This window comes from Pseudomonas sp. F007 (assembly GCF_057814275.1).
This window is the reverse complement of the sequence record NZ_JBVATA010000009.1, coordinates 390,679-415,433: the sequence shown is the minus strand read 5'-3', so window position 1 is coordinate 415,433 and position 24,755 is coordinate 390,679. Positions and strand designations below refer to the sequence as shown.

Sequence of the window (24,755 nt, the reverse complement as noted above, 5' to 3'; positions counted from 1 at the left end):
AGATGATGTCCACCGATTTTTTCGCCTCGGCGACGGCCAGGTGCACGGCGCGAAAGGCTTCCTCGCCATTGATCAAGGGTTCATAGGTGGCCTCAAGCGGATGGTATTCGGTGTGTTTCACGTACCAAGGGGCGGTGCAGGTCGCGGTCTGGGTGTGCTGCAAGGCGATGGGCACGATGATGTCGGCTTGGTTCATGGGGGGTTACCTTCCTGGCCGCTGAGTGGGTTCAGCACCGCTTCGTAGCGATCGCGGTGATCCGTGTGGGAGAGGGGCTCGGCTTATTCGCCAATGCTGGCTTGGCCGAGATGGTTTTGCAGCCCGGCATTGGCCAGGTGCGCGTGTGCGGCGCTGGTGAATTCGATGCTGTAGAGACAGGGCTGGCTCAGGCCCTCGACGCCGTCAACAGTGAACAAATCGATGGGAGCCTGGAGGTTGTTGATTTCGAGGGTGTGGCGGCTGTGGTTGCAAAATACACGCGGACTGCTGGACACAATTCGTACTTCCCTGGACTGGTTTAGAGTGCTCGGGAAGGACGTTTCCCACCCTCGATAAAGCGCTGGAAGACTTTCACGAAGGGGATAACTGTTGGTATCAGACAATTCGGTTTGGTGTGTAGGATGGGTCTGGATATTGATGTGACGGAGCTAAGCGATCGTATCTGCGGGGCACGGAGGACAACGCGTTTCGACACTTTTTGACTATGCTTGCCTCACACCCCACCGGTGACGAGGGATTTATGGACGATCCAATCGACAACAAGCCCCCCAGCTTCTGGCAGATGCTGCACAGCGTGATGGCTGCGGCCTTTGGCGTGCAGAGCGGGAAGAACCGTGCGCGGGATTTTACCCACGGCAAGCCGAGTCATTTCGTGGTGCTGGGCATTCTGTTTACCGCGGTGTTTGCCCTGGGTCTGTTTGCCATCGTCAAGCTGGTGGTGTACCTGGCCGGGGTTTGAACGCCGGTTTCAGTGCATCAGGGTTTGCAGGTTGAACGGGTAGCGGTAGGTCAGGGGACGGCCCTTGGCCGACAGGCTGCGAAAGTCCACGCCGTAATCCTGGCTGTCACGCAATGCCAGCATGCGCCTGGCCTGTTCGCGATCAATCAGTTGCAGCAAGGGGATCTGCCGATCGCGGCCGCCGTATTGTTCCACCGGCACGCCCTGCGCATAGTCGTGCAACTCCACCAGCGCCCAGCCGCCGAGACTGAAATGCCCGCCCAACAAGACGCTCAGGCGTCCATCGAGCAATGCCTGCAAGGCTTGCGGCGAGGTGTTCACGGCGCTGAACAGCACGCCTTTGCCAGGCTTCCCACCCGCCTCTTCATAAGCCTGCATGGCGCCGAACGCCATTTCGTCGTTGGCCGACCACACCAACGACACCCGCGGGTAGCGCTTGAAGAGTTGCACGGCCTGCTCATGGGCGCGGGCACGGGTCCATTCGCCATACACCAATTGCCGCAACTGCACCTCGGGATGCTCGCGCAAGGCGCGCTGCATGCCCTTCTCGCGCATTTGCGCGGACGGGGTGATCTTCAGGCCGGAAAAGGCCAGCAGTTCGATTTTCTGCCCCGGCGCGATGGGTGGGTGCTGGCGGATCAACTCCTTGAGCATCCGGTAGCCGCCCTCCTCGTCGTTGGGCACCAGGCTGCCGAGCAAGTCAGGGTATTTTTCTCGGGGATCGCCCAGCAGATCCAGTTGATCTTTGGTCAGCGCGCTGTTGACCATGAACAGCTTGACCCCGCTGCCCTGGGACAGGCGCAGGATCTCCGGCGCCACATATTGTTCGTTGACGAACACCAGGTAGTCCGGGCGGTTGTCGCCCAACAACACTTCGCGGGCCTGTTCGACGGTGGCGTGCACTTGCCGCTCGGCATAGCGCACCTCGAGGTCAATGCCCAGGTTACGGGCTGCCGCCTGCATGAACTGGCTGTAGCTGACCCAGAACACTTCCCTGGTCGTGCCCGGATTGAGGAACACCACTGACGTTGCCTGCGCCACCGATCCATAGATCGAGCCCAGCGTCAGCATGACTCCACACAGAAACCTCAACATTGAACAACCGAGCCCCGAAAATTTAGCCGCGCATTATAGCCAGCCAATCCTGGTTCTCCGCGGTGAATTCGCGTTTTTGTCCGACAATCGTCGGAAAAGGGCCCGGTTCGCAGGGATTACTGATGGCTAACCCAATACACCGCCGTGCCTACCACCAGAATGATCAAGAACAGAATCGCCCATGCGTCGACGCTGCTGTCGCTTTTCGTTGCCTTGGTCGGATTGCTCATTGCATCGCCTCTTGTCGGTTTTATCGGTGATTGCAGGAAGACTCGATCACAGTTAAGACGACGATTGCCCGCACGACAAATGTGGGTAAGACAATAATCAGTCGCATTAGTCGATTTGGTTCTTTCCATATACTCAAACATCACTTTTACGCATAAACGCAAACTGCTATCTTGCCCCGGCTCCGTGGGGAGTGCGCGGCCGTGCGCGCAGAATTACCAAGGCATTTTCGGAACATCAGCGAGCGAGCAACGCAGCGGATTCCGATCAGCCCAGCCTGAGAACAGGACCTATATGTACGTATACGACGAGTACGATCAGCGGATCATCGAGGACCGCGTCAAGCAGTTCCGTGATCAGACCCGACGCTATCTGGCAGGCGAGCTGAGCGAAGAAGAATTCCGCCCCCTGCGCCTGCAAAATGGCCTTTATATCCAGCGCTTCGCCCCGATGCTGCGGGTTGCCGTGCCTTATGGCCAACTGACTTCGCGGCAGACGCGAATGATGGCCAAGATCGCTCGCGACTACGACAAGGGCTATGCCCACATCAGTACCCGGCAGAACGTGCAGTTCAACTGGCCGGCGCTGGAAGACATCCCGGACATCCTCGCCGAACTGGCGACCGTGCAGATGCACGCGATCCAGACCAGCGGCAACTGCCTGCGCAACGTCACCACCGACCAGTTCGCCGGTGTGGCCGCCGACGAGTTGATCGACCCGCGCCCATGGTGCGAGATCGTCCGTCAATGGACCACCTTCCACCCGGAATTCGCCTACCTGCCGCGCAAGTTCAAGATTGCGATCAACGGTTCGACGTCTGACCGTGCCGCCATCGAAGTCCATGACATTGGGCTGGAGCCGGTGCACAACGCCGCTGGCGAGCTGGGCTTCCGCGTGCTGGTCGGCGGCGGCCTGGGCCGGACCCCGGTGGTCGGCGCGTTCATCAATGAATTCCTGCCGTGGCAAGACCTGTTGAGCTACCTCGACGCCATCCTGCGTGTGTACAACCGCTATGGCCGTCGCGACAACAAGTACAAGGCGCGGATCAAGATCCTGGTCAAGGCCCTGACGCCTGAAGTCTTCGCGCAGAAAGTCGACGCGGAAATGGAGCACCTGCGCGGTGGCCAGACCACCCTGACCGAAGCCGAAGTGCACCGCGTTGCCAAGCACTTCGTCGACCCGGACTACAAGGCGCTGGACAACCAGCACGCCGCCCTGGCCGAGCTCGATGCCCAGCACCCGGGCTTTGCCCGCTGGCGCACGCGCAACACCGTGGCCCACAAGAAGCCGGGCTATGTGGCCGTGACCCTGTCGCTCAAGCCCACCGGCGTTGCCCCGGGCGACCTGACCGACAAGCAGCTGGACGCCGTCGCCGACCTGGCCGAGCGCTACAGCTATGGTCAATTGCGCACCTCCCACGAGCAGAACATCATCCTCGCCGACGTCGAGCAGGCGCAGTTGTTCACCCTCTGGGGCGAATTGCGCGAGCATGGCTTTGCCACGCCGAACATCGGCCTGCTGACCGACATCATCTGCTGCCCGGGTGGCGATTTCTGCTCCCTGGCCAACGCCAAGTCGATCCCGATCGCCGAGTCGATCCAGCGCCGTTTCGACGACCTGGATTACCTGTTCGACATCGGTGAGCTGGACCTGAACATCTCCGGCTGCATGAACGCCTGCGGTCACCACCACGTCGGCCACATCGGCATCCTCGGGGTGGACAAGAAAGGTGAAGAGTTCTACCAGGTGTCCCTCGGTGGCAGCGCCAGCCGCGACGCCAGCCTGGGCAAGATCCTCGGCCCATCGTTTGCCCAGGACGCCATGCCGGATGTGATCTCGAAGCTGATCGACGTGTACGTGGAACAACGTACCGAAGACGAGCGCTTCATCGACACCTACCAACGTATCGGCATCGACCTCTTCAAGGAACGCGTCTATGCAGCGAATCATTAAGAACAACGAAGTCATCGACGAAACCTGGCACCTGCTGCCCAAGGATTTCAACATCGATGAAATCAGCAACTGCGACGACTACATCGTGCCGTTGCAGCTGTGGCGTGAACACGGACGCATGCTCCTGGCCCGCGATGGCGGCCTGGGCGTGTGGCTGGACGCTGGCGAAGAAGCCGAGGAAATCGGTGATGACGTGCAGCACTTCCAGGTGATTGCCCTGAACTTCCCGGCGTTCACCGATGGCCGCAATTACTCCAACGCCCGCCTGCTGCGTGACCGTTATGGTTTCAAGGGCGAGCTGCGGGCGATTGGCGACATCCTGCGCGACCAACTGTTCTACCTGCGCCGTTGCGGTTTCGACGCCTTTGCACTGCGGGCCGACAAGGACCCGTACGAAGCCCTTGAAAGCCTCAAGGACTTCTCGGTGACCTACCAGGCCGCCACCGACGAGCCGCTGCCGCTGTTCCGTCGCCGCTGATCGACCGGCCTTGAACCCCGCCCCGGGGTTCAAGGCCGGCAGCCTGATTACTGCTCCTGCAATTGCGCGATCGGAAAGGGCCTGCCCATGCGCAGCCAATCCATGTACAACTTCAAGCGCTGCTCCAGCGCCGTGAATCCGGCAAACGGATTCTCCACATCCAGCGCCGACAGCGCCACGTCACCACTCAATACGCCCCACAGCTCCTGCGACGCGTCCGCTTCCTCCAGCAAGTGCCAGACCCGTGCCTGTATCAGCGGGTAACTCACCTGGAAATCAGCCGTGCGGCAGAGGTTTTCGATCTGCTTGAGCAACCGCTGGCCGCGAGGTTTTGCCAGCAGGCGTTGCCAGATCAGCTGCCTGAGCTCGACCTGCGCCTCAGGCAGCTGCTGCAGCCAGGCCTCGGGCTGCGCCAGGCTCGGGTCCGCCGCGCCGAGCCACAGATTCAGGCCGGTCTGCTGTCGATGGCGGACGACACGTCGCAGGCTGTCTTCGTCCGTCAGTGGATTGCCCCACAGCTGCACCCGATCCCTGGCCACCGCTTGCGCGAACACGGCCGGCGGGAACCGGCTGATCTGATTGTCGCTGAGGTCCAGCAACTTCAACGACGGTTGCTCGGGCAACCCCACCGGACAGGAGTGGATGCCAGTGCCGTGCAAGTTCAGGTGGAGCAACGCATTCATCCCCGACACCAGCGGCGGCACCGCCAGCGGATTGTCACTCAGGTCCAGGGTCTGCAGGTGCACCAGCTCCGACAACCGGCCGGCGGATTGCTCACTGAGCACCAGGTGGGTCGAGCTGAGGTTCAGCTCTGTCAGATGGGGCATGTTCCAGATCCCTCGCGGTACACCGCCCTCAAGCTCGCCCACGGTATTGACCCGACGCAGGTCGACGCCCTCGAGGTTGAGGCGGCGCAAGTTGGGAAAACACTCGAGGAATGAATCGAGGCCTTCCGGTCGCCCGACTTCAAACGCCTTCATCGACAACTCGACGACGTTGGGGAACCGGGTGCGCAATAACGGCAGGGACAGATACTGCTGCGCATCCAGGTCAAGCCGGTAACCCAGCAACTGCCCATCGACCAGGACATGGCTGCGGCTATCTGCCAGGTACTGCCAGCAATTCAGCAGTTGATAGCCCAGTTGCTTTCTCGACTCGCGCTCCTCATGCAACACCTCTTCGAAGCGCTCGAGGTTCTCCTCCTCGATCTGATCGGCATCCAGGCCCTCGGCGGCCGCGTCGCCTTCGCGCAAATACAGCCCGTCCACAGCCCACACCTGATCGACAGTGTCGTTGAGCCACTGGCTGAGATCGATATCCAACTGATACAGCTGGGTTTCCAGGCGCACCAGTTCCTCCATCGCCCCGCTGCCCAGGACCTCGAGGAAATCCATAGCCTGCTGGTTGCTCAACCCGGGATAGACCCAGCGCACCTGGAACAACTCGATATTGCGCGACAACGTAGCGCCCTGGGCCGTGTTCGGATAACCGCCGCCCCGCAGGCCGATCGCCTCGAAGGTCAGCCCGCTGTCCATGCGCTGCAAGCCATTGACGAACGGCTCACGGGGCAAGGCGTGCTGGCGGATTTTCAGCAGCAGGTCGAGGGCCGGCGCTGACGGATCGAGTCCCAGGGCAGCTCGCTGGTCCGCGCTCAGCAGATCGTGAAGGGCCTGGTAAAGGTCACTGCCGCCCTGCACGCCAAAACCATTGTCCACCTTGATCAAGCGCCGGACATCCACCGCGTCGATCGGCCCGATGCGGTCCAGTACCCGGCCAATGGCCGAGCCCTCGCGCAGCTCGACACTCAAGGTTGTCGGCCAGCCCGGCAGACGGCTCAGGGAATGCAAGGCCAGCACCTGGGTCTGCGGATTTTGCAGCGATTGCAGGTACAGCCCCTCATACGCACGCCCCAGGCGCACATGCTGCTGGTACTCGCTGAACTTGCCATCCAGTTGGCGCAGCAGCCGTTGGTACTGCGCTACTGAAGGCAGTGCGTCGAGGTCGACGCCGGAACGATCGAGCACCTGTTCAATGGCATTTTTCGGCAACCCGGGGTACTGCTTCTGGAACAGTTTCACCCAGCGCGAATCGCTGAGTTGGGCTGCCCCGTAGCGCGCCTCGAACGCTGCGGTGCGGGCAGGACCGGGGGCCATCGTGGCCAGCTCCTGATCGATCCGAAAGCGCGCCAGGGTATCGGCCAGTTGCGGGGCCGGCGGGCGTTGCCCGGCCTGCATCAGGCGCAGCATGTCGTCGTCGACCGTGCTGATACGGGCGATCTGTGCCAGCGTTTCATCACTCAGTGCCGCCACGGACGCGCCGAGGCCACGCAGCAGTTGCAGGCGGGTGGCGGGCGCAGGGGCTGGTGGTGGCTCGGGATGGAGTTCGCTAACAGCTGCCTGCGGCGCTTCTTCCACCAGGGTTTCAGCAACACCCTCGCCACGCAGAACGGCGGTCGCGCCCAACAACGGCAGCGCGTTGAGCAGACCAAATACCGTGCGGCCCAGCCCCGCTGCCTGCGCCCCCGGCTCCCGGCCATTGACCGCCTGATCCAGGCCATACCCGGCATCGATCAGCCCGGCCAGCGCCAGCAGCCCTTCCCCGCCCGGGACAAACAGTGCCAGCGGGGCGTACCGGTTGATCCATTGCACCAGGGGTTCGACCCACGCGCTCAGCTCATCGCGATTGACCTGGGCGTCGTCGCGAATCGTCTGAATACTGGCGATGGCCGCCTGCTTCATGCTCAGCACCAGTTGCGCGAACGGATCAGTGGCCGCGGAGACCACCTGCAGATGAAGGTAATCGGCCGGGTCCCAATAGCCGTCGTTATTGAAAAAGCCATGGCCCTTTTGCAGGAGGTGTTGGCGCGGGTATTGGCGCATGCCCTCGAGGGCCGTCAGCACCCCGGCGTGGAAGGTGCCATCTTCGCGATCGTCCTCGGCAAAATGCGCCGCCAGCGCCTGTTTGCATGCCGGGTCTGCGGCCTGCTGGACGATCCAGTGATGCAACGCCTGGGTGTCGACGAACTCATGCAAGGGCGAGGCATTGCCCGGCACGTAGAGCAAAAGTCTGGAGCCGGAGAAATGGCGAAACACCCAGAGATCGATGCTGGTGTAGCGATAGATCACCAGGCGTGACGCTTCGACCGGGCTTCGGCCTGGCGCCTGCAGCTGTTCGAGGGTCAACTGCGCCCAGCTCTGCTGCGCCGGTAATCCGGCGGCTTGCAGCGCCAGCTCCAGCCCGTCCTTGGTCAGGCTGTTCTCCTGGCGCTGCAGATAGGCCGCCATGACCAGGGCAATCTTGGCCGATGTGCGCAGGGGGTAAGCCTGGGGGCCGGTAATCAGGCCGTCCACGGGCCAGGCCTGGTCCACATAGGCGCTGAACCGATCCTTGAGATTGAGGCGCCATACCCAGTCCTTGAACGCGGCGGGGGTGATCTGTAGCTGCGTTTGCGGGCCATAGCGTTGCGGGGTGGTTGGCCGGTAGATGCCTTCGTAGCTGGCATGGTTGCCGGTGCCGATGTAGGCGAATTCATCGACCTGATCGACGATCTGCACGGCAGGCCCGATGGCTGGCGGCGTATAGGCGCCGAATGCCGTCTCGGCGAAACGATCGTCGCCGACGGCCTGGTAGTTGCCCAGCACCACCTGGGTCAGGCTCTGCGAACTGGCGACGCGGCCTTGCTCGACGCCGTCGATCGCCGGATGGCCGTGGTAGCCGTAGTCGAGATTGACCAGCAGCGTCTGCTGGGGGTCGATGTCCTTGCCCCAGCGCTGCTGAATGAGTGCGTTGGCGAATTGTGCGGGGGTCTGCGGCAGTGCGGCAGTGACCAGCGCCTGGAAGTCCTGGCGCGGTTGCGGTTCGATCATGGTGCAATTCCTTTGCGATGGGTCATGAGGCCCTGAAGCCTATGCCAATCGCCTCCCCCGCCCGCGCCGGAAAGCGCGGCCAGCCAGTCTTGAAATTGCACCAGATCACGTCAGAACAAACGCCGACAAAAAAGCCCTGGAACCGCAGCGAGCGCCGGGTTCCAGGGCTTGATCAGACCCGCTTTTTTACCAGAAGCGTTGCTGCGTCAGGCGGCTCCACCAGGTCAGCAGCAGGCGATCCACCGAGCCACTGGCCGCCAGGCCCACACGCTCCTGCAAGCTCTTGCGTTCGGCATAGTGCAGGTGGAACAGTTCGGCGCCCTTGGCCCGCTCGGCGAGGTATTCGTCGCTGGTCTTCAACTCATCGACCAACTGTTTATCCAGCGCCGCAATGCCCAGCCAGACCTCGCCAGTGGCCACTTCATCAATGGCCAGCTGTGGGCGATAGCGCGCGACGAAGTTCTTGAACAATTCATGGGTGACGTCCAAGTCTTCCTGGAATTTTTCCCGGCCCTTCTCGGTGTTTTCGCCGAACACCGTCAGGGTGCGCTTGTACTCGCCGGCCGTCAGCACTTCGAAGTCGATGTCGTGTTTTTTCAGCAGGCGATTGACGTTCGGCAGCTGCGCCACCACGCCGATCGAGCCGAGCACGGCAAAGGGCGCGCTGATGATCTTCTCGCCGATGCACGCCATCATGTAGCCGCCGCTGGCCGCGACCTTGTCGATGCATACGGTCAGCGGCACCCCGGCCTGGCGGATGCGCGCCAGTTGCGAGGACGCCAGGCCGTAGCTGTGAACCATGCCGCCGCCGCTTTCCAGGCGCAACACCACTTCGTCCTTGGGCGTGGCCAAGGTCAGCAGTGCGGTGATTTCATGGCGCAGGCTTTCGGTGGCCGAGGCCTTGATGTCGCCATCGAAGTCCAGCACGAACACCCGCGGCTTGGCCTCGGGTTTTTTCTTCTGTTTCTTGTCGGACTTGGCTTCGGACTTGCGCAGGGCCTTGAGCTGATCCTTGTCGAGCAAGGTCTGCTCCAGGCGCTCGCGCAGGCCCTTGTAGAAATCATTCAGCTTGCTGACCTGCAACTGGCCGGCGGCCTTGCGCCGGCCTTTGCTGCGCAACGAGGCAAAGCTCACCAGCACCACCAGGATGGCGATCACCAGGGTAACGGTCTTGGCGAGAAAACTGGCGTACTCGGACAAAAACTCCACATGGACTCCTTAACGACTTTGCGCCGCTGATAAACACGGGCGCGGGATGTCTCCAGCATACCCATGCGCCGGGCTTGCGGCCAGCCGTGAAACGGTCTGTCACGGGGCTCCAACGCGCATTTCAAACAAGCGTATGTTTTTTCATTGACAGCTCTTCGCCATCCTCATAACCTCGCCAAACCTTCAACGTACCGGGACGACGCGGACGTGGGCAGCATCTATCTGATACGACATGGCCAGGCCTCCTTTGGTGCAGACGACTACGACGTGCTGTCGCCGACCGGTGTGCGCCAGGCAGAAGTGCTCGGCAGCCACCTGGCTGAACTGGGTCTGAGCTTCGATCGCTGCCTGGCGGGCGACCTGCGCCGCCAGCAACACACCGCCACCAGCGCCCTGGCCCAGTTCGGCGCCGTCGGCCTGCCGGTGCCGGTCCTGGAAACCGATGCGGCGTTCAACGAATTCGACGCCGACGCGGTGATCCGCGCCCTGCTTCCCGACTTGCTGCCCCAGGAGCCGGAAGCCCTGAACATCCTGCGCAACGCGGCGCAGAACCGTGGCGAGTTCCAACGTATTTTCGCCTTGATCATCGAGCGCTGGCTGACCGGCAACTATGACCCACCGGGCCTGGAAAGCTGGCTGGGCTTCGTCGAGCGAGTGCAGGGCGGCTTGCAGCGGATTCTCGAGCAGGCCGACAACACTCAGAAGATCGCCGTGTTCACCTCCGGCGGGACCATCACCGCCCTACTCCACCTGATTACCCAGATGCCCGCCAAACAGGCTTTCGAGCTGAACTGGCAAATCGTTAACACCTCGCTCAATCACCTGAAATTTCGGGGTCGCGAGGTGGCCCTGGCTTCCTTCAACAGTCACGCCCACCTGCAACTGCTGAAGGCCCCGGAACTCATCACCTTCCGCTGAGTCCGGATAACTGTGACCCTTGCTGTAACACCCCAAGAAAAGGATCGAACCATGACCTCCGTAGCTGACGCCGTACAAGCAATGAAAGCCAAGTTCAACCCAGCCGCCGCTGCCGGCCTGGACCTGGTGTTCGGTTTCCGTATCGACGACACCAAACACTTCTCGCTGGTGGTCAAAGACAGCACCTGCGAGCTGAAAGAAGGCGAGAACCCGGACGCCCAGGTAACTCTGGTCATGGACGCTGAAACCCTGCAAGGCATCGTCAGCGGCGAGACCGACGGCATGCAAGCGTTCATGGGCGGCAAACTGCGCGCTGAAGGCGACATGATGCTGGCGATGAAACTGTCCGAGCTGTTCCCGGCCTAAGACCTCGGCTTCCCTCGGGAGGCCCTGTCGGCTGCCTACGAATCCCGCCGTCCTGGCGGGATTCGTCGTTAAGGCCCCCGCCTTGCTCTACACTGCGTGACTCTTCACGTCAGCGACTGCCCCATGGACATCGATCTCGCCCGCACCTTCCTGGAAATCGTCCGTTGTGGCAGCCTCGCCGCCGCCGCGGAAAAACTCCACGTCACCCAGACCGCCATCACCGCGCGGGTGCAAAAACTCGAAAGCCAACTCGCCAGCACCCTGTTCGTGCGCAACCGTGCCGGTGCCCGCCTGACCGCCGATGGCGAGGCTTTCGTGGTCTACGCCAATCACATGGTCCAGGCCTGGGAAGGTGCGCGCCGCGACTTGCCATTGCCTGACGGTTATCGCAACGTCCTGCACATCGGCGGCGAGACCAGTTTGTGCAATCCGCTGATGCTCAGTTGGACCAAGGAGATCCGTGCCCGGATCCCCACCTATGCCCTGCGCACCGAAATCGACACCGGCGAGAGCCTGCTCAAGCAACTGGAAGTGGGCATGCTGGATGCGGCACTGGTCTATCAACCCGAATACTGGCCGCGGCTGCAGGTCGAGCAATTGCTGGAGGAAAAGCTGATCCAGGTGCGCCTGCGCGCACAACCCGAGCCTTACGTGTACATCGACTGGGGCAGCGACTTTCGCCGCCAGCACGACGCCGCGCTGCCCGACAAGGCCCGCGCCGCGCTGACCTTCAACCTCGGCCCGCTGGCCTTGCAATACATCCTGCAGAACGGTGGCAGTGGCTATTTCCGCACGCGGGTGGTGCAGTCCTACCTCGACAGCGGCGTGCTGGAACGGGTGCCCAAGGCGCCGGAATTCAGTTACCCGACCTTTCTCGTGTACTCCCGCGATCGCGACTCCCCGGTGCTGCAGCAGGCGTTCGATTTACTGCGCGCGCTGGTTCGGGCGGACTGTGACTGGTCACAGCGCTGGGATCCGTTCTAGTCATTCAGCCCTTCAATGGCTGGCTATCACGCAGAACCATTGGCTGGATAATTTTGCCGCGACTAATCTTCTGTCAATAACAACGACAACAGGAGAAGACGGTGAGGCAAACCACGCAAGCGTTTCGCAGCCGTTACCGGGCAGACATCCACCGCTTCTACAATCCGTGGCTGCACGCCGGCTTTGTGCTGGTGTTCGGCATCGGCGCAATCGCTGCGTTCTGCTCCACCCTCGATCAGGTCAGCGCCGTGCAATGGTTGACGGTGCCGCTGGCGCTGGTGTTGTTCAGCTTCGCGGTCTATGGGGTGCACCGTCACCTGGGGCATCACAAGAAGCCCTTCGCCCGGTTGTTCTATGCGCGGCACACTGGCGATCACCACAGTTTTTTTGCCCCCGGGCACATGGCTTACGACAGCGCTCGGGACTGGCGGGTGATCCTGTTTCCGGCCTGGCTGATTGTCCTGCACACCTTGCTGTTCGCCCTGCCCGCCTGGTGGCTGCTGAAACCGTTCGACCGCAACGTCGCCGGGCTGTTTGCCAGCTGCCTGGTGCTCGGTTATCTGATCTACGAACTATTTCACGCCTGCGAACACCTGCCCGCTGACCATCCACTGAGCCAACTGCCGTGGATTCGCCAGATGCGCCGCCTGCATGAACTGCATCATCGACGGGAATTGATGCAGGCGCGCAATTTCAATATCGTTCTGCCACTAGCGGACTACCTGTTCGGCACCCTGTACTGGGAAGACGAACCGGACCACGCCCATCCCTCATCGAGAATGCCCATGACCCGCCTGCAGCATCAGATCGACATTGCCCGCGAGCCGATCGCCGTCCTGGCCTATGCCAGCACCGTGACCCGCTGGCCGGAGTGGCACCCCTCCTCGCTGCGTGTCGAGGGGCCTCCTGGACCCATGCATGCCGGGGCGCGATTCGAGGAGGACATTCATGCCGGGGGCCGTGCCGGGCACTTGAGCTGGGAAGTCAGCGAATACCTGCCGGGACGCCGCTGGAGCGCCCGGGCCCAGGGCGATCATGGCCTGGAGCTGCGGTTGACCTATGAATGCAGCGGTGACGGCGACGACACCCACTTCGTGCGCACGCTGGAATATCGCTTCAACAGTCTGTGGATGCGCCTGGTCAATCAGTTGCTGCTCAAGCGGCGGATCGAGCGCGAGTCGGCGGTGTCGATGCTGGCCCTGCGCGACATGGCACTGCTGCCCCAGTCAATCGATGCCGGAGTCCTTGCCTGATGCGCCGTGAACCCCGTCGCGTCAGCGTCAGCAGCTTTTTGCTGGTGGTCATCGTGCTGATCGGTCTGTTCCTGCTACTGGCACCGACCAAGGTGCAGCCGGTGGCCTGGAAACCCGCGCCGGCGCCTTCGCTGCAAACCGGCACCTACGCCGAAAATCAGAAGCTGCGCGACCTGGAACACGTGGGCGCAGCGAATATCGACGGGCCGGAAGCGTTGTTGCTGGAGGAAGGTTTCCTGATCAGCGGGCTCAATGATGGCAGGATCATCCGCAGCAGCCTCGACGGCCAGACACGCACGGTGCTGATCGATACCGGAGGACGACCCTTGGGCCTGGCCCGTCACCCGGACGGCCGGCTGATCATTGCCGATGCGAAAAAGGGTTTGCTGGCCCTCGATGCGCAAGGCCAGTTACTCGTCCTGACCAGGGAAGCCAACAGCCTGCCGTTCGGTTTTACCGACGATGTGGTGATCGACAAGACCGGTCATTACGCCTACTTCAGCGATGCGTCCAGCCGCTGGGGCTACGGCCATGACGGCGAGGCAATCATCGAACATGGCGGCGACGGCCGGCTGCTGCGCTATGACTTTCTAACCGGCAAGACCGAGCTACTGCTCGATCAACTGCAATTTGCCAACGGAGTCGCCCTGGGCCCGCAGGACAGCTACGTGCTGGTCAATGAAACCGGGGCCTATCGCATCACGCGTTATTGGTTGAGCGGGCCTATGGCGGGCACCCATGACGTGTTCGTCGACAACCTGCCAGGCATGCCCGACAACCTCAGTTTCAATGGCCAGGAGCGTTTCTGGGTGGCGCTGTACACGCCGCGCAACGCCTTGCTCGACGCCACCGCCGAGCAACCCTTCGTGCGCAAGATGATTGTCCGGGCCTTGATGGTCCTGCCCAAGCCCGCCGAGCGCCGGGCCTTTGTGGTGGGGGTGGATCTGCAGGGCAAGGTGATCGCCAATCTGCAGGATGCCGGCAGCGGCAACTACTCGCCGATTACTACCGTGCGTGAGTACGGTGACTGGCTGTATTTCGGTTCGCTCAAGGCCAGCCACATGACGCGATTGCCGCTGGGCAAGGCGCTGCAATAGAGAAAAAAGACGGGGGCGCCTGAACGCCGAATAACCTAGTAGGAGCGAGCCGGCTCCGGGCGGCGTTCCGACGAAAAACGTCAACGAAAACGCGGACATCCTGAAAGAACGCGGCGTCCTCAAGTTCTTCGCGAGCAGGCTCGCTCCTACAAAAGCACGAGCAATCGCGTTTCGGGCGTCAGACCTTACCTGCCCCGTTGAGCCTTCCGGCGATTTTATCCTTGATCAACAGGCGTTCTGCCTTGAGCCTGGTCAGTTGGTCATCCGCCTTGGCGGCGGCTTCCGCGTCGAGCACCTGGGTGTCGATGGCAGCGTACTTGTCCAGCAGCGCATGCAAATGCGGATCGCTGGCACGCAGTTTCTGCACCTCGTCTCTGGTATGGCTCAAGTCCTGGTACAGGTCATGTTTCACCGGCATGGAACACCTCCGTTTGTTGATCAGTGGCGAACACCTTTTCGCGTGCTCGCCCATTGGCAGAATGGCCTTGCCCAAGGGGGGCTGTCGACCGTCAATCAGACCAGCGGCAAGGCAAACGGCCGTCAGTCGCCTCCCAGGACATGCTGAACCATCGTCATCAAGGCATCCGGACTGTAAGGCTTGCTGAGCAAATGGGTGTCCGGACTCAGTTGATGGTTTCGGGAAATGATGTCGCGGGTGTGCCCGGAGGTGAACAGCACCGCCACCGGTGGCACCTGGACCTTGGCCCAGGCCGCGAGGTCCGAGCTCTTGATCAGCCCGGGCATCACCACATCGGTGAAAATCAGGTCCACCCGGCTGCCGTCCTGCAACATCTGCATGGCGCTGTCGCCGTTGGCCGCGACCAGCACCTCATAACCCGCCGCTTGCAGGAATTCGACCGCGGTATCACGCACTTCCTCATGATCCTCCACCACCAGAATAGTCCCGTGGCCGCCATCGTGCTGCGCACGGCGTACCGGCAGTTCTGCGCGCTGGACACGATCACTGCGGGGGAAATACATCCGCACGACAGTGCCCTCCCCCAGGGTGCTGCTTATATCGATGTGACCGCCACTCTGCTTGACGAAACCGAACACCATGCTCAGGCCCAGCCCAGTACCGTGGCCATCGGCCTTGGTGGTGAAAAAGGGCTCGAACGCCTGCTTGAGCGTTTCGTTATCCATGCCCTCGCCGGTGTCGCGTACCGACAATTGCACGTAGTCGCCGGCACTGATGCCCTTGCCCTGGCAAAAGCGCCGATCGAGCGCGACATTTTGCCCGCTGATGGTGATGGTGCCCTCGCCGTGCATGGCATCGCGGGCGTTGATCGCCAGGTTGAGCAAGGCGTTTTCCAGCTGATTGCGGTCGACGTGGATCGACCAGGGCGCGGCAGGCAACTGCACATCGATGTCGATGTTTTCACCCAGCGCTCGCTGCAACACCTCGCCCAGCCCCTGGTAAATCTGCCGGGTGTCGAACACGGCTGGCGACAGGGGCTGGCGCCGGGCGAAGGCGAGCAATTGTGCCGAGAGCATGGCGCCGCGCTCGACCGCCGCCAGCGCCGCACCGACCCGACGCTGGACAGTCGGGTTGTCACTCTCATGGCGCGCCAGCAGATGCAGATTGCCGGCGATCACCTGCAGCAGGTTATTGAAGTCGTGGGCCACGCCACCGGTCAGTCCGCCGATGGCTTCGAGCTTCTGCGACTGGCGCAATTGTTCTTCGGCGGCCAGGCGCGCGTCCACCTCCGCGACCACCCGCTGCTCGAGATCACGGGTGAACTTGAGCAACGACTCCTCGGCGCTCTTGCGCTCGTGAATGTCGATCAGCACCCCGGGAAAACGAAAGGCCTCGCCCTGCTCATCAAGCTCGCAGCAACCGCTGGCCAGCACCCACGCATAACTGCCATCGGCGCGCTGGATGCGGTACTCGGCGTTGAACGCCCCGCCGGTTTCCAGCGCCTGCTGCACTTGCTGGTCGACCCGGGCCAGGTCATCGGGATGGATCCGCTCACTGGCGGTTTCCGGCGACATGTGCTGCAGCGATTGCCCGCGGGGGAAGCCGAAGGTCCGGGCAAAACGTTCATCGCCGGACAACAGGTTGGCCTTGATGTCCCAGACGAACGAGCCGAGCAAGGCACCGGCATTGAGCGCCAGGCGTACCCGTTCGTTTTCCGCACGGTAGGCCGCTTGCGCTTGCTCGCGCAGGCGTTCGGAAAGCATGTGCGCAGTGGTTTCCACAACAATCGCCAGCACCCCGCCCGGGCGGCCGTCGTCATCGGCCACCGGGCTGTAGGACAGGTCCATGAACACCGCTTCGGGCTGACCGTTACGCGACAATTCCAGCTCTTTGTTGCGATAGGACAGGGTTCCGCCAGCCAGGCAGGTGTCGACCACATTGCGATTGAATTCGGCGATTTCCGGCCAGCCCAGTTCCACCGGCGAACCCAGCAGGTACGGATGCCGGCCCCCGGCAAACACCGAGTAGGCATCGTTATAGATCATGTAGCCGGGCTTGCCCCAGAGCATGACCAGTGGCACGGGGGACGCCAGCAACATTTGCACATTGCAGCGCAGACTTTTGCTCCAGGTATCGAAGGGCCCCAGTTCGGTACGGCTCCAGTCGAACGCACGAATGCGTCCGGCCATTTCACCTTTCCAGCCCCGACATCCATGGCTTTGCGTTAGAAACTGCATCGATAGACTCTGTGCGCATTTCGCAAAAGTTAAATAACAGTCCGACGCAGGTTGGCCCACGCTCAAGGCTTTGAGCACGGCCCACGCTGATCGTTTCATTGTTATACAACTTCAGCCGATTGTCACAGTTGCTGGCGAGCGGGCTACACCTCGATCAGGTGCTTGAGCGGGTGATAGCCGCTCTTCAAGCTGGCGGCGCCGTCGAGGATCGCCTTCTCGATGCCGTTCAGGTGCATGCAAATCAACTCGATGGCTGCACTCTGGTTGCCGGCCTCGATGTATTCGATCAGCCGCAGGTGTTCATCGTCGCGGCAGGTCTGGTGGCTGTCGTCGTCCAGCGCCACGGCGTACAGCGACGCCCGGGAAATCAGCTTGCAGAACCAGTCGAGGAGCACCGGATTGTTCAGGCTGCGCGCCAGCTTGATGTGGAACTCGCCCAACAAATGAATCAACCGCTCGTGGTCGCCGGCATGCGCCGCCTCGTGCTCCAGCAACAAGTGATCGCGCAGGTCACGGGTCACCGCGGTGTCGCGGCGGCGGCACAATTCACTGACGATGCCGATCTCGATCAGCCGCCGGGTTTCGAACAGCGAACGGATCTCTTCATCACTGGGCAGGGACACCGACGCACCTTTATTGGGCTCGGTGGTGACCAGGCCATCGGCCTCCAGCTGCTTGAGCGCCGCCCGCACCGAGGTGCGACTGACATTGAAAAGCTCGGCCAACGACGCCTCTCCCAACTTCATTCCGGGACGCAAGGTGTGCTTGCTGATCGCCAGGTAAACCCCTTGGTAGACGCGGTCTACCGTGGTTTCCAGCTTTTTGTCGGCCATGGGAAAACTCCTTCATCAAAAAACAACCGCCCCGGGCATTCGGCGCCCAAGTGAAAAAGGGGCTTGCATGGGCAGATTAAACGGGGTATTTCTAAATTGCATCCAGATTTTGCATACAATAATTAGAGGAATGCACCATTATGGGTCATCCAGCAGCCATCGAAGTGCGTAACGTCTCAAAGCGCTATTGCGAAGACCCGGACCAGGCACCCGCCCTGGACAACGTGTCGGTGGACATCGCCGATAACGAGTTCTTCACCCTGCTGGGCCCCTCCGGATGCGGTAAAACCACCCTGTTGCGCACCATCGCCGGCTTCGAGCATGTCAGCGATGGCGAGATCCGCCTGGATGGCGAAACGGTGAACCACTTGCCGCCGTTCCAGCGTCGGGTCAATACGGTGTTCCAGAGCTACGCGCTGTTTCCCCACATGAGTGTCGCGCAGAATATCGCCTTCGGCCTCGAGATGCAGGGTCTTGATCGCACATCGGCGGCGCGCCGGGTCGACGAGATGCTGGCGCTGGTGCAAATGCAGCACCTGGCGCGACGCAAGCCTTCCGAGCTGTCCGGCGGCCAACAGCAGCGCGTGGCCCTGGCCCGCGCCCTGGCGCCCAAGCCCAAGGTGCTGTTGCTGGATGAACCGCTGTCGGCGCTGGACCTCAAGCTGCGCAAGGAAATGCAGGTCGAACTCAAGCGCGTGCAGAAGGAAGCCGGGATCACCTTCATCTTCGTCACCCATGACCAGGAAGAAGCCCTGACCCTGTCCGACCGGATCGCCGTGATGTCCGCCGGCAAGATCCTGCAGATCGGCAGCCCGACCGATATCTACGAGCGGCCGCAACATCAGTTCGTCGCCCAGTTCATCGGCGACATCAACTTCCTCCCCGGTCGCCTCAAGCGCGGCCAGGACAACAACAGCCTGTTCCTGCCCAACGGCATGCCGGTGGAAATTCCCTGCACCCACCCGTTCGACTTCGCTTCACCGGCGGTGCAACTGGCGTTTCGCCCGGAGCGCTCGCAACTGGTCGACCCGACTCAACCGCACCACCTGCGCGGAATCATCGAGGCAGTGTTGTATGTCGGCACGGCCACCCTGTACCAGTGCCGGCTGAACAACGACATCAAGGTCATGCTGCGGGAAAACAACGAGGGCCTGAACCGCGCCCGCGCCGTCGGTGAAGGGGTCGCCGTGCACCTGCCACCCCACGCCTGCCTGCTGATGGAGGCCTGAGCCATGAGCGTCAGCAGCACTTCCCCCGCCCTCAGCCGGGCCCTGTTGCTCAGCCCGGTGGTCCTGACCCTGCTGGGCCTGATCGCGATCCCGCTGGGGATCATGGGCTATATCAGCCTGTTGCCGCGCAACGTCTACGGCGGCGTCGACTGGCAGGCCGACTGGCAATTGCAAAGCTATGTGCAGCTGTTTTTCCAGGAAGGCTTCGACGGCGACCTGGAACTCAACTGGGTCTACGCCCAGGCATTGCTGCGTTCGATCGGCCAGGCCGGCGGCACCACCCTGCTGTGCTTTCTGTTCGGTTTCCCGGTAGCCCTGTGGATGAGCAGCCTGACGCCACGGCGGCGCAACCTGATGGTGCTGCTGATCACCATTCCGTTCTGGACCAACCTGCTGATCCGCAACTACGCCTGGCTGATCATCCTGCGCGAACAGGGCTGGATCGCCCAGAGCCTCAACGCGCTGCTGCCCCAGGCCGGCGGCATCACCCTGCTGTACAACGATTTCGCGGTCAGTGTCGGGCTGGTCTACAGCTTCCTGCCGTTCATGATCCTGCCGATCTACTCGACCCTGGAAAAACTCGACTGGCGCCTGGTGGAAGCCGCCTATGACCTGGGCGCCAACCGCTGGCTGGCCTTGCGCCGGGTGATCCTGCCGCTGTCGATGCCGGGGGTGATCGCCGGAGCCTTGCTGGTATTCGTGCCGAGCCTCGGTGCGTTCATCACCCCGGCGATCCTCGGCGGCGGCAAGACCCTGATGATCGGCAACCTGATCCAGCAACAGTTCGGCACCGCGCGCAACTGGCCGCTGGGCAGTTCGCTGTCGTTTTTGCTGCTGGCCATCCTGCTGGTGTCCCTGGTGCTCTACGCGCTGTACAGCCGCACGTCCGCCAACAAACTCAACCGGGGAGCCGCCGCATGATCGCCCTGCACCTGAAGAAGTTGCCGCTGACCCGTGAAGTCAGCCTGCTGATCCTGGCCTACCTGTACCTGCCGATCTTCGTGCTGATCGCCTACAGCTTCAACGCCAACCGCTCGGCTACGGTGTGGACCGAGTTTTCCTTCGCCTGGTACGGACGAATCATCGCCAACCCGTCGATCCAGACGGCGGCGCTGAACTCGATCATCGTCGCCAGCATTGCCACGGTCTGCGCCACCACCATCGCCCTGCTCGCCGCCCTGGCCACCTACCGGCCGTTCTACGGGCAGAAGATGGTCGAGGGCGGGATCAACCTGCCGCTGATCCTGCCGGAGATCGTCACCGCCGTCGCCACCCTGCTGCTGTTCATGGCGCTGGGCATCAAGCTCGGGTTGTTCACCGTGATCATCGCCCACATCGGTTTCTGCATTCCGTTCGCCTACCTGCCGATCCGCGCCCGCCTGAATGACCTGGACAAAAGCCTGCTGGAAGCGGCCAACGACCTGTACGCCAACCCCTGGCAGGTGTTTCGTCGGGTGACCCTGCCGCTGCTGTGGCCGGCGGTGCTGTCCGGTTCGGTGCTGGCGTTCGTGGTCAGCCTCGACGACTTCATCATGACCTTCTTCGTCGCCGGCCCCGGTTCCACCACCCTGCCGGTGTACATCTTCTCGGCGATCAAGGCCGGGGTGACCCCGGAGATCAACGCGATTTCGACCCTGATGCTGGTGATTTCCATTGTGCTGGTGGTGCTGGCCTTCTGGCTGGGACAGCGCGGCAAGACTGAGTGAGCCCTTTTCCTTCGCGGTACTTCTGGAGCGTGAAAACCATGATATCGAAAAGCCTGCGTTACGCTGTTGCCGGTCTTGCCCTCGGTTGTTCTGCGGCCATGACCGCCCAGGCCGCCGAACCCAAGGAGCTGTTCTTCTACAACTGGACCGACTACTACCCGGTGCCGCTGCTGGCCAAGTTCGAGAAGGAAACCGGGATCAAGGTGACCATGGACGGCTACGACAGCAACGAGACCCTGCTCGCCAAGTTGCAGGCCGGCGGCGCGGCCTATGACGTCATCGTGCCGTCGCAATCGATCATGAAAACCCTGATCAACCAGGACCTGCTGCTGCCCATCAATGCCTCCAGCCTGCCGAACTTCCAGTACGTCAAACAGGCGTTCCGCGACCCTTCGTTCGACCCCGGGCGCAAGTTCTCCGCGCCCTACCTGTGGGGTTCCACCGGGTTCTCCTACGACAGCGCGCGGGTGCCCGGTGGCAAACTCGATGATTCGTGGAAAGAGTTCTTCGAGCCGCGCAAGGAACTGCAGGGCCAACTGGCCGCCCTCGACACCTCGAGCAGCCTGATCAACGCCGCCAGCCATTACCTGGGCGTCGACGAGTGCAGCGAAAACCCCCAGGACGCGAAGAAGGTGCTGGAGCTGCTGCAGAAACAGAAACCCTTCCTGAAGATGTACAGCTCGGACAACACCGTCGACCGCATGGCCTCCGGCGAAGTGATCATGATGCAGAACTGGAACGGCTCGACCGCTCGCGCCACCCTGCAAAAGAGCAGCATCAAGTACGTCTACCCGCGTGAAGGCCTGGCGATGTTCCAGGACAACTTCGCCGTGCCGAAAAGCGCGCCGCACCCGGAGAACGCGAAGATCTTCATCGACTGGATGATGAAGCCGGAAAACGCCGCCGCCGTGTCCAACGCCATCGCGTACGCCAACGGCATCGAGAGCGACCAGTTGCTCGACGCCAAGTGGAAAGTCATGGACGCGATCAACATGCCCGAAGAATTCGCCTCGCGCCTGCGCCCGGAAAAAGAGTGCAGCAACAAGGCGCGCGAGTTGCAGGACCGGATCTGGTCGAAGCTCAAGGGTTAAACATTCGGCGTTAGACCGAGGCCCTTTCGCTGGCAAGCCAGCTCCTACAGGTGGACGCAACCTCTGTAGGAGCTGGCTTGTCGGGACGCCGCATCGCAGCGAAGGGGCCCGACTGGCCAATACAAAACTCAAGACCTGAACGAGGTTGACATGACCCCCTCCCACTGGCTCCGCAACGTCCGCCCCTACGGCGCCCCCGCCGAAGACCTGCTGATCGACAACGGCCTGTTCACCGAACGCCGTCCGGCCTCGACCGCGCCGCTGGCATCCAACGACATCGACGGCCAGGGCCAGTTGCTGACCCCGGCACTGGTGGAAAGCCATGTGCACCTGGACAAGACCCTCTGGGGTCAACCCTGGCGCCCCAATAGCGCCGGCCCGACCCTCAAGGACTACATCAGCAATGAGCGCCAGGTGTTGCGCGAGATCGCCACGCCGATCGCCGAGCGCGCCGGTGCGCTGCTGGAAAACTGCATCGCCCGGGGCTCCCTGACCATGCGCTGCCACGTCGACATCGACCCGGAATTCGGCCTGCGTCACGTCGAAGCCATGCAGCAACTGCGCGAACACTATCGCGACCTGATCGACCTCGAGCTGGTGGTGTTCCCGCAGACCGGCCTGATCAGCCGTCCCGGCACCGCCGAGCTGATGCGCGAGGCCATGGCCCTGGGCGTGGAAAACGTTGGCGGGCTTGATCCCTGCGGCATCGACAACGACCCGATTGCCCAGCTCGATTTCGTGTTCAAGCTGGCCAGTGAATTCGACCGCGGCATCGATATCCATCTGCATGACAAGGGCGAGTTGGGCCTCTGGCAGATTGCGCGGATCGCCGATTACACCCAGCGTTTCGCCCGTCAGGGCCGGGTGATGATCAGCCACGCCTATTGCCTGGGCATGTTGCCCTGGGCCCAGGTCAAACCGCTGGCCGAGCGCCTGGCCGCGCTGGGCATCTCGCTGATGAGTTCGGCACCGGCCGACTGCGCGGTCCCCCCCTTCCTTGCCCTGAGCGAAGTGGGGGTCAATGTTTGCCTGGGCTCGGACGGGATCCGCGACGCCTGGTCGCCCATGGGCAATGGCGACATGCTGGAGCGAGCGATGTTGCTGGCGTTCCGTTTCGACCTCAACAAAGACGAAGAACTGGCGGCGGCCTTTGCGGCAGCCACCTTCAACGGCGCGCAGGCGTTGGGGCGCAAAGGGTATGGCGTGGCGCTGGGGCAACCCGCGGACTTCCTCCTGATGAACGTGCAAACCCTCGGTGAAGCCGTGGTTGCCCGTCCGCCGCGCCAGGTCTATCGCGGCGGCCGGCTGATCGCGGCCAATGGCCAACTGCTGGACAGTCGCCTGTGACCATCATTGGCCTGAAGGCCAGCTGCGTGGTCGGGTTCGACGGACGCCAGCACGTGCTGTGGCGCGACGGCCAGGTGGTGTTCGAGGGCTCGCGCATCCTGTTTGTCGGCCGTGATTATCCGGGGCCGGTGGACCAGTGGATCGACCATGGCAACGCCCTGATCGGGCCCGGTTTCATCGACCTCGATGCCCTCGGCGATCTGGACTCCACGGTGCTGACCCTGGACAACGGCGACGAATCGCAGATGGGCCGCATGTGGTCCGAGCAGTACCTGGCTGCCGGATCACGAGAAAGCTACGGCGCCGAAGAAGAAGTCTTCAAGTACCGCTACGCCTTCACCCAGTTGATCCGCAACGGCATCACCACGGCCATGCCGATCACCTCGATGTATTACCGCGAGTGGGCCGAGACCTACGACGAATTTGCCGCCGTGGCCGAAGTCGCCGCCGACCTCGGGCTGCGCACCTACCTCGGGCCGTGCTACATGAGCGGCATGGCTTATTGGCGGGCCAAAGGCCAGCTCGACCATCACTGGGACGAAGCCCGGGGCCTGGCCGGGCTGGCGGCGGCCGAACGGTTTTTTGCCGACTTCAATGGCCGTCACGGCGACCTGATTCGCGGCGCGCTGTTGCCCGATCGCATCCAGACCTGCACCCCGGCGTTGCTGCAACGTACCGCGCAGTTGAGCCGCGAACTGAATGCGCCAATGCGCCTGCATTGCTGCCAATCCCCCAGCGAATACGCCATGGTCCAACGGCTGCGCGGCGCATCCCCCCTGGCCTGGCTGCAGCAACTCGAGCTGCTCACCCCACGCAGCCTGCTGCCCCATGGGATCTACACCAGTGGCGACGACGACCTGCAGCGGGTGGTCGACGGCGGGGCCAGCCTGGTTCACTGCCCGGTGGTGTTCGCCCGTGATGGCGAGGCCCTGAATTCGTTTGGCCGCTACCGCGCCAAGGGCATCAACCTGGCCCTGGGCACCGACACCTGGCCAGCGGACCTGCTGGACAACATGCGCCAGGGCCTGAACATCGCCCGCCTGATGGAGCGCGGCAGTCACCTGACCCGCGCGCTGGACCTGTACAACGCTGCCACCCTCGGCGGCGCCACAGCCCTGGGTCGCGATGACCTGGGGCGCCTGGCGCCCGGGGCCAAGGCCGACATCACCGTGTTCAGCCTCAAGGGCCTGCACCTCGGGCCGCTGTTCGATCCGCTGAAAAACCTGGTCCTCGCCGGACGCGGCGACGACTGCATCGCCAGCTACATCGACGGCCGCTGCGTGATGCGCGACGGCCAGGTGCAGGGCGTCGACTACCCCGCCCTGCAACGCCAGGCGCAAAAACAGTACGCCAAGCTGATGCGCAGCCACAGCCAGCGCGCCGCCGACCAGTCCGCTTGGCACACCTTGTTCAAGCCGGCCATCCCGTTTGCCGACGACTACAGCGCACAGATGCCGCTGTGCGCAATCGACCCCTTTCGCGATTGATCCC

General features: G+C 62.5%; 21 protein-coding genes and 1 pseudogene. 14 read left to right on the top strand and 8 right to left on the bottom strand.

Features of this window, described 5'->3' with window-relative positions; translation table 11 throughout:
- Positions 1–196: pseudogene (locus tag ACZYR5_RS24000) on the bottom strand (phospholipase); the annotation flags it as partial.
- Between the two features lie 83 nt (positions 197–279).
- Positions 280–492, bottom strand: a complete 213-nt coding sequence (locus ACZYR5_RS23995) for a hypothetical protein (RefSeq protein WP_489091585.1) — start codon at positions 490–492, stop codon at positions 280–282.
- Between the two features lie 245 nt (positions 493–737).
- Between ACZYR5_RS23995 and ACZYR5_RS23990 the strand changes: the two genes are divergently transcribed.
- On the top strand, positions 738–956 hold the full coding sequence (locus ACZYR5_RS23990) for a DUF2970 domain-containing protein (RefSeq protein ID WP_027616136.1): 219 nt from the start codon (positions 738–740) through the stop codon (positions 954–956).
- Between the two features lie 9 nt (positions 957–965).
- Here ACZYR5_RS23990 and ACZYR5_RS23985 read toward each other — a convergent pair whose 3' ends face one another.
- Positions 966–2,051, bottom strand: a complete 1,086-nt coding sequence (locus ACZYR5_RS23985; protein WP_489091586.1) for an ABC transporter substrate-binding protein — start codon at positions 2,049–2,051, stop codon at positions 966–968.
- A gap of 522 nt (positions 2,052–2,573) precedes the next feature.
- Here ACZYR5_RS23985 and ACZYR5_RS23980 point away from each other — a divergent pair.
- Both ACZYR5_RS23980 and ACZYR5_RS23975 read left to right on the top strand, forming a co-directional pair.
- A complete protein-coding gene (locus ACZYR5_RS23980) occupies positions 2,574–4,232 on the top strand; it encodes a nitrite/sulfite reductase (protein WP_027616134.1) in 1,659 nt (552 codons plus the stop codon).
- Positions 4,216–4,710 carry a DUF934 domain-containing protein gene (locus ACZYR5_RS23975; protein ID WP_489091587.1) on the top strand — a complete coding sequence of 165 codons (495 nt, stop codon included), beginning with the start codon at positions 4,216–4,218 and terminating at the stop codon, positions 4,708–4,710. The genes ACZYR5_RS23980 and ACZYR5_RS23975 overlap by 17 nt, the downstream gene beginning before the upstream one ends.
- Before the next feature lie 47 nt (positions 4,711–4,757).
- On the opposite strand, the gene ACZYR5_RS23970 is transcribed toward ACZYR5_RS23975, so the two are convergent.
- The gene (locus ACZYR5_RS23970; protein ID WP_489091588.1) at positions 4,758–8,576 is read right to left on the bottom strand and encodes a leucine-rich repeat domain-containing protein; all 3,819 of its coding nucleotides are present in this window, start codon (positions 8,574–8,576) and stop codon (positions 4,758–4,760) included.
- Between the two features lie 186 nt (positions 8,577–8,762).
- A complete protein-coding gene (gene sohB / locus ACZYR5_RS23965; RefSeq protein ID WP_489091589.1) occupies positions 8,763–9,785 on the bottom strand; it encodes a protease SohB in 1,023 nt (340 codons plus the stop codon).
- 207 nt (positions 9,786–9,992) lie between these two features.
- Here sohB and ACZYR5_RS23960 point away from each other — a divergent pair, with 207 nt between their 5' ends.
- The 5 genes from ACZYR5_RS23960 (at position 9,993) to ACZYR5_RS23940 (ending at position 14,403) form a co-directional block, all read left to right on the top strand.
- The gene (locus ACZYR5_RS23960; RefSeq protein WP_489091590.1) at positions 9,993–10,703 is read left to right on the top strand and encodes a histidine phosphatase family protein; all 711 of its coding nucleotides are present in this window, start codon (positions 9,993–9,995) and stop codon (positions 10,701–10,703) included.
- Positions 10,704–10,754: 51 nt separating this feature from the next.
- Positions 10,755–11,069: an SCP2 sterol-binding domain-containing protein gene (locus ACZYR5_RS23955; protein ID WP_489091591.1), complete on the top strand. Its 315-nt coding sequence runs from the start codon at positions 10,755–10,757 to the stop codon at positions 11,067–11,069.
- A gap of 123 nt (positions 11,070–11,192) precedes the next feature.
- Complete coding sequence (locus ACZYR5_RS23950) at positions 11,193–12,053, top strand: LysR family transcriptional regulator (protein WP_489091592.1); 861 nt, start codon at positions 11,193–11,195, stop codon at positions 12,051–12,053.
- Positions 12,054–12,154: 101 nt separating this feature from the next.
- Positions 12,155–13,306, top strand: coding sequence for an SRPBCC family protein (locus tag ACZYR5_RS23945; RefSeq protein WP_489091593.1), 1,152 nt, complete (start codon positions 12,155–12,157; stop codon positions 13,304–13,306).
- Positions 13,306–14,403: an SMP-30/gluconolactonase/LRE family protein gene (locus ACZYR5_RS23940; RefSeq protein WP_489091594.1), complete on the top strand. Its 1,098-nt coding sequence runs from the start codon at positions 13,306–13,308 to the stop codon at positions 14,401–14,403. The genes ACZYR5_RS23945 and ACZYR5_RS23940 overlap by 1 nt, the downstream gene beginning before the upstream one ends.
- Before the next feature lie 178 nt (positions 14,404–14,581).
- Here ACZYR5_RS23940 and ACZYR5_RS23935 read toward each other — a convergent pair whose 3' ends face one another.
- From ACZYR5_RS23935 to ACZYR5_RS23925, 3 genes are all read right to left on the bottom strand, one after another.
- Complete coding sequence (locus ACZYR5_RS23935) at positions 14,582–14,821, bottom strand: DUF465 domain-containing protein (RefSeq protein ID WP_489091595.1); 240 nt, start codon at positions 14,819–14,821, stop codon at positions 14,582–14,584.
- A gap of 122 nt (positions 14,822–14,943) precedes the next feature.
- Positions 14,944–17,058 (bottom strand): hybrid sensor histidine kinase/response regulator, encoded by a 2,115-nt coding sequence (locus ACZYR5_RS23930; RefSeq protein ID WP_489091596.1) that lies wholly within the window; start codon positions 17,056–17,058, stop codon positions 14,944–14,946.
- A 143-nt stretch (positions 17,059–17,201) separates the two neighbouring features.
- On the bottom strand, positions 17,202–17,891 hold the full coding sequence (locus ACZYR5_RS23925) for a GntR family transcriptional regulator (protein ID WP_489091597.1): 690 nt from the start codon (positions 17,889–17,891) through the stop codon (positions 17,202–17,204).
- Between the two features lie 140 nt (positions 17,892–18,031).
- Between ACZYR5_RS23925 and ACZYR5_RS23920 the strand changes: the two genes are divergently transcribed.
- The 6 genes from ACZYR5_RS23920 to ACZYR5_RS23895 all read left to right on the top strand — a co-directional run bounded on the left by ACZYR5_RS23920 (position 18,032) and on the right by ACZYR5_RS23895 (position 24,751).
- The gene (locus ACZYR5_RS23920) at positions 18,032–19,120 is read left to right on the top strand and encodes an ABC transporter ATP-binding protein (protein WP_489091598.1); all 1,089 of its coding nucleotides are present in this window, start codon (positions 18,032–18,034) and stop codon (positions 19,118–19,120) included.
- Between the two features lie 3 nt (positions 19,121–19,123).
- On the top strand, positions 19,124–20,041 hold the full coding sequence (locus tag ACZYR5_RS23915; RefSeq protein ID WP_489091599.1) for an ABC transporter permease: 918 nt from the start codon (positions 19,124–19,126) through the stop codon (positions 20,039–20,041).
- Positions 20,038–20,826 carry an ABC transporter permease gene (locus tag ACZYR5_RS23910; RefSeq protein ID WP_489091600.1) on the top strand — a complete coding sequence of 263 codons (789 nt, stop codon included), beginning with the start codon at positions 20,038–20,040 and terminating at the stop codon, positions 20,824–20,826. The genes ACZYR5_RS23915 and ACZYR5_RS23910 overlap by 4 nt, the downstream gene beginning before the upstream one ends.
- Positions 20,827–20,864: 38 nt before the next feature.
- Positions 20,865–21,917 carry an extracellular solute-binding protein gene (locus ACZYR5_RS23905; RefSeq protein WP_489091601.1) on the top strand — a complete coding sequence of 351 codons (1,053 nt, stop codon included), beginning with the start codon at positions 20,865–20,867 and terminating at the stop codon, positions 21,915–21,917.
- Positions 21,918–22,067: 150 nt separating this feature from the next.
- Positions 22,068–23,264 carry an amidohydrolase family protein gene (locus ACZYR5_RS23900; protein WP_489091602.1) on the top strand — a complete coding sequence of 399 codons (1,197 nt, stop codon included), beginning with the start codon at positions 22,068–22,070 and terminating at the stop codon, positions 23,262–23,264.
- Positions 23,261–24,751: an amidohydrolase family protein gene (locus ACZYR5_RS23895; RefSeq protein ID WP_489091603.1), complete on the top strand. Its 1,491-nt coding sequence runs from the start codon at positions 23,261–23,263 to the stop codon at positions 24,749–24,751. Before ACZYR5_RS23900 ends, ACZYR5_RS23895 begins: the two co-directional genes overlap by 4 nt.
- The last annotated feature ends 4 nt before the right edge of the window (positions 24,752–24,755 follow it).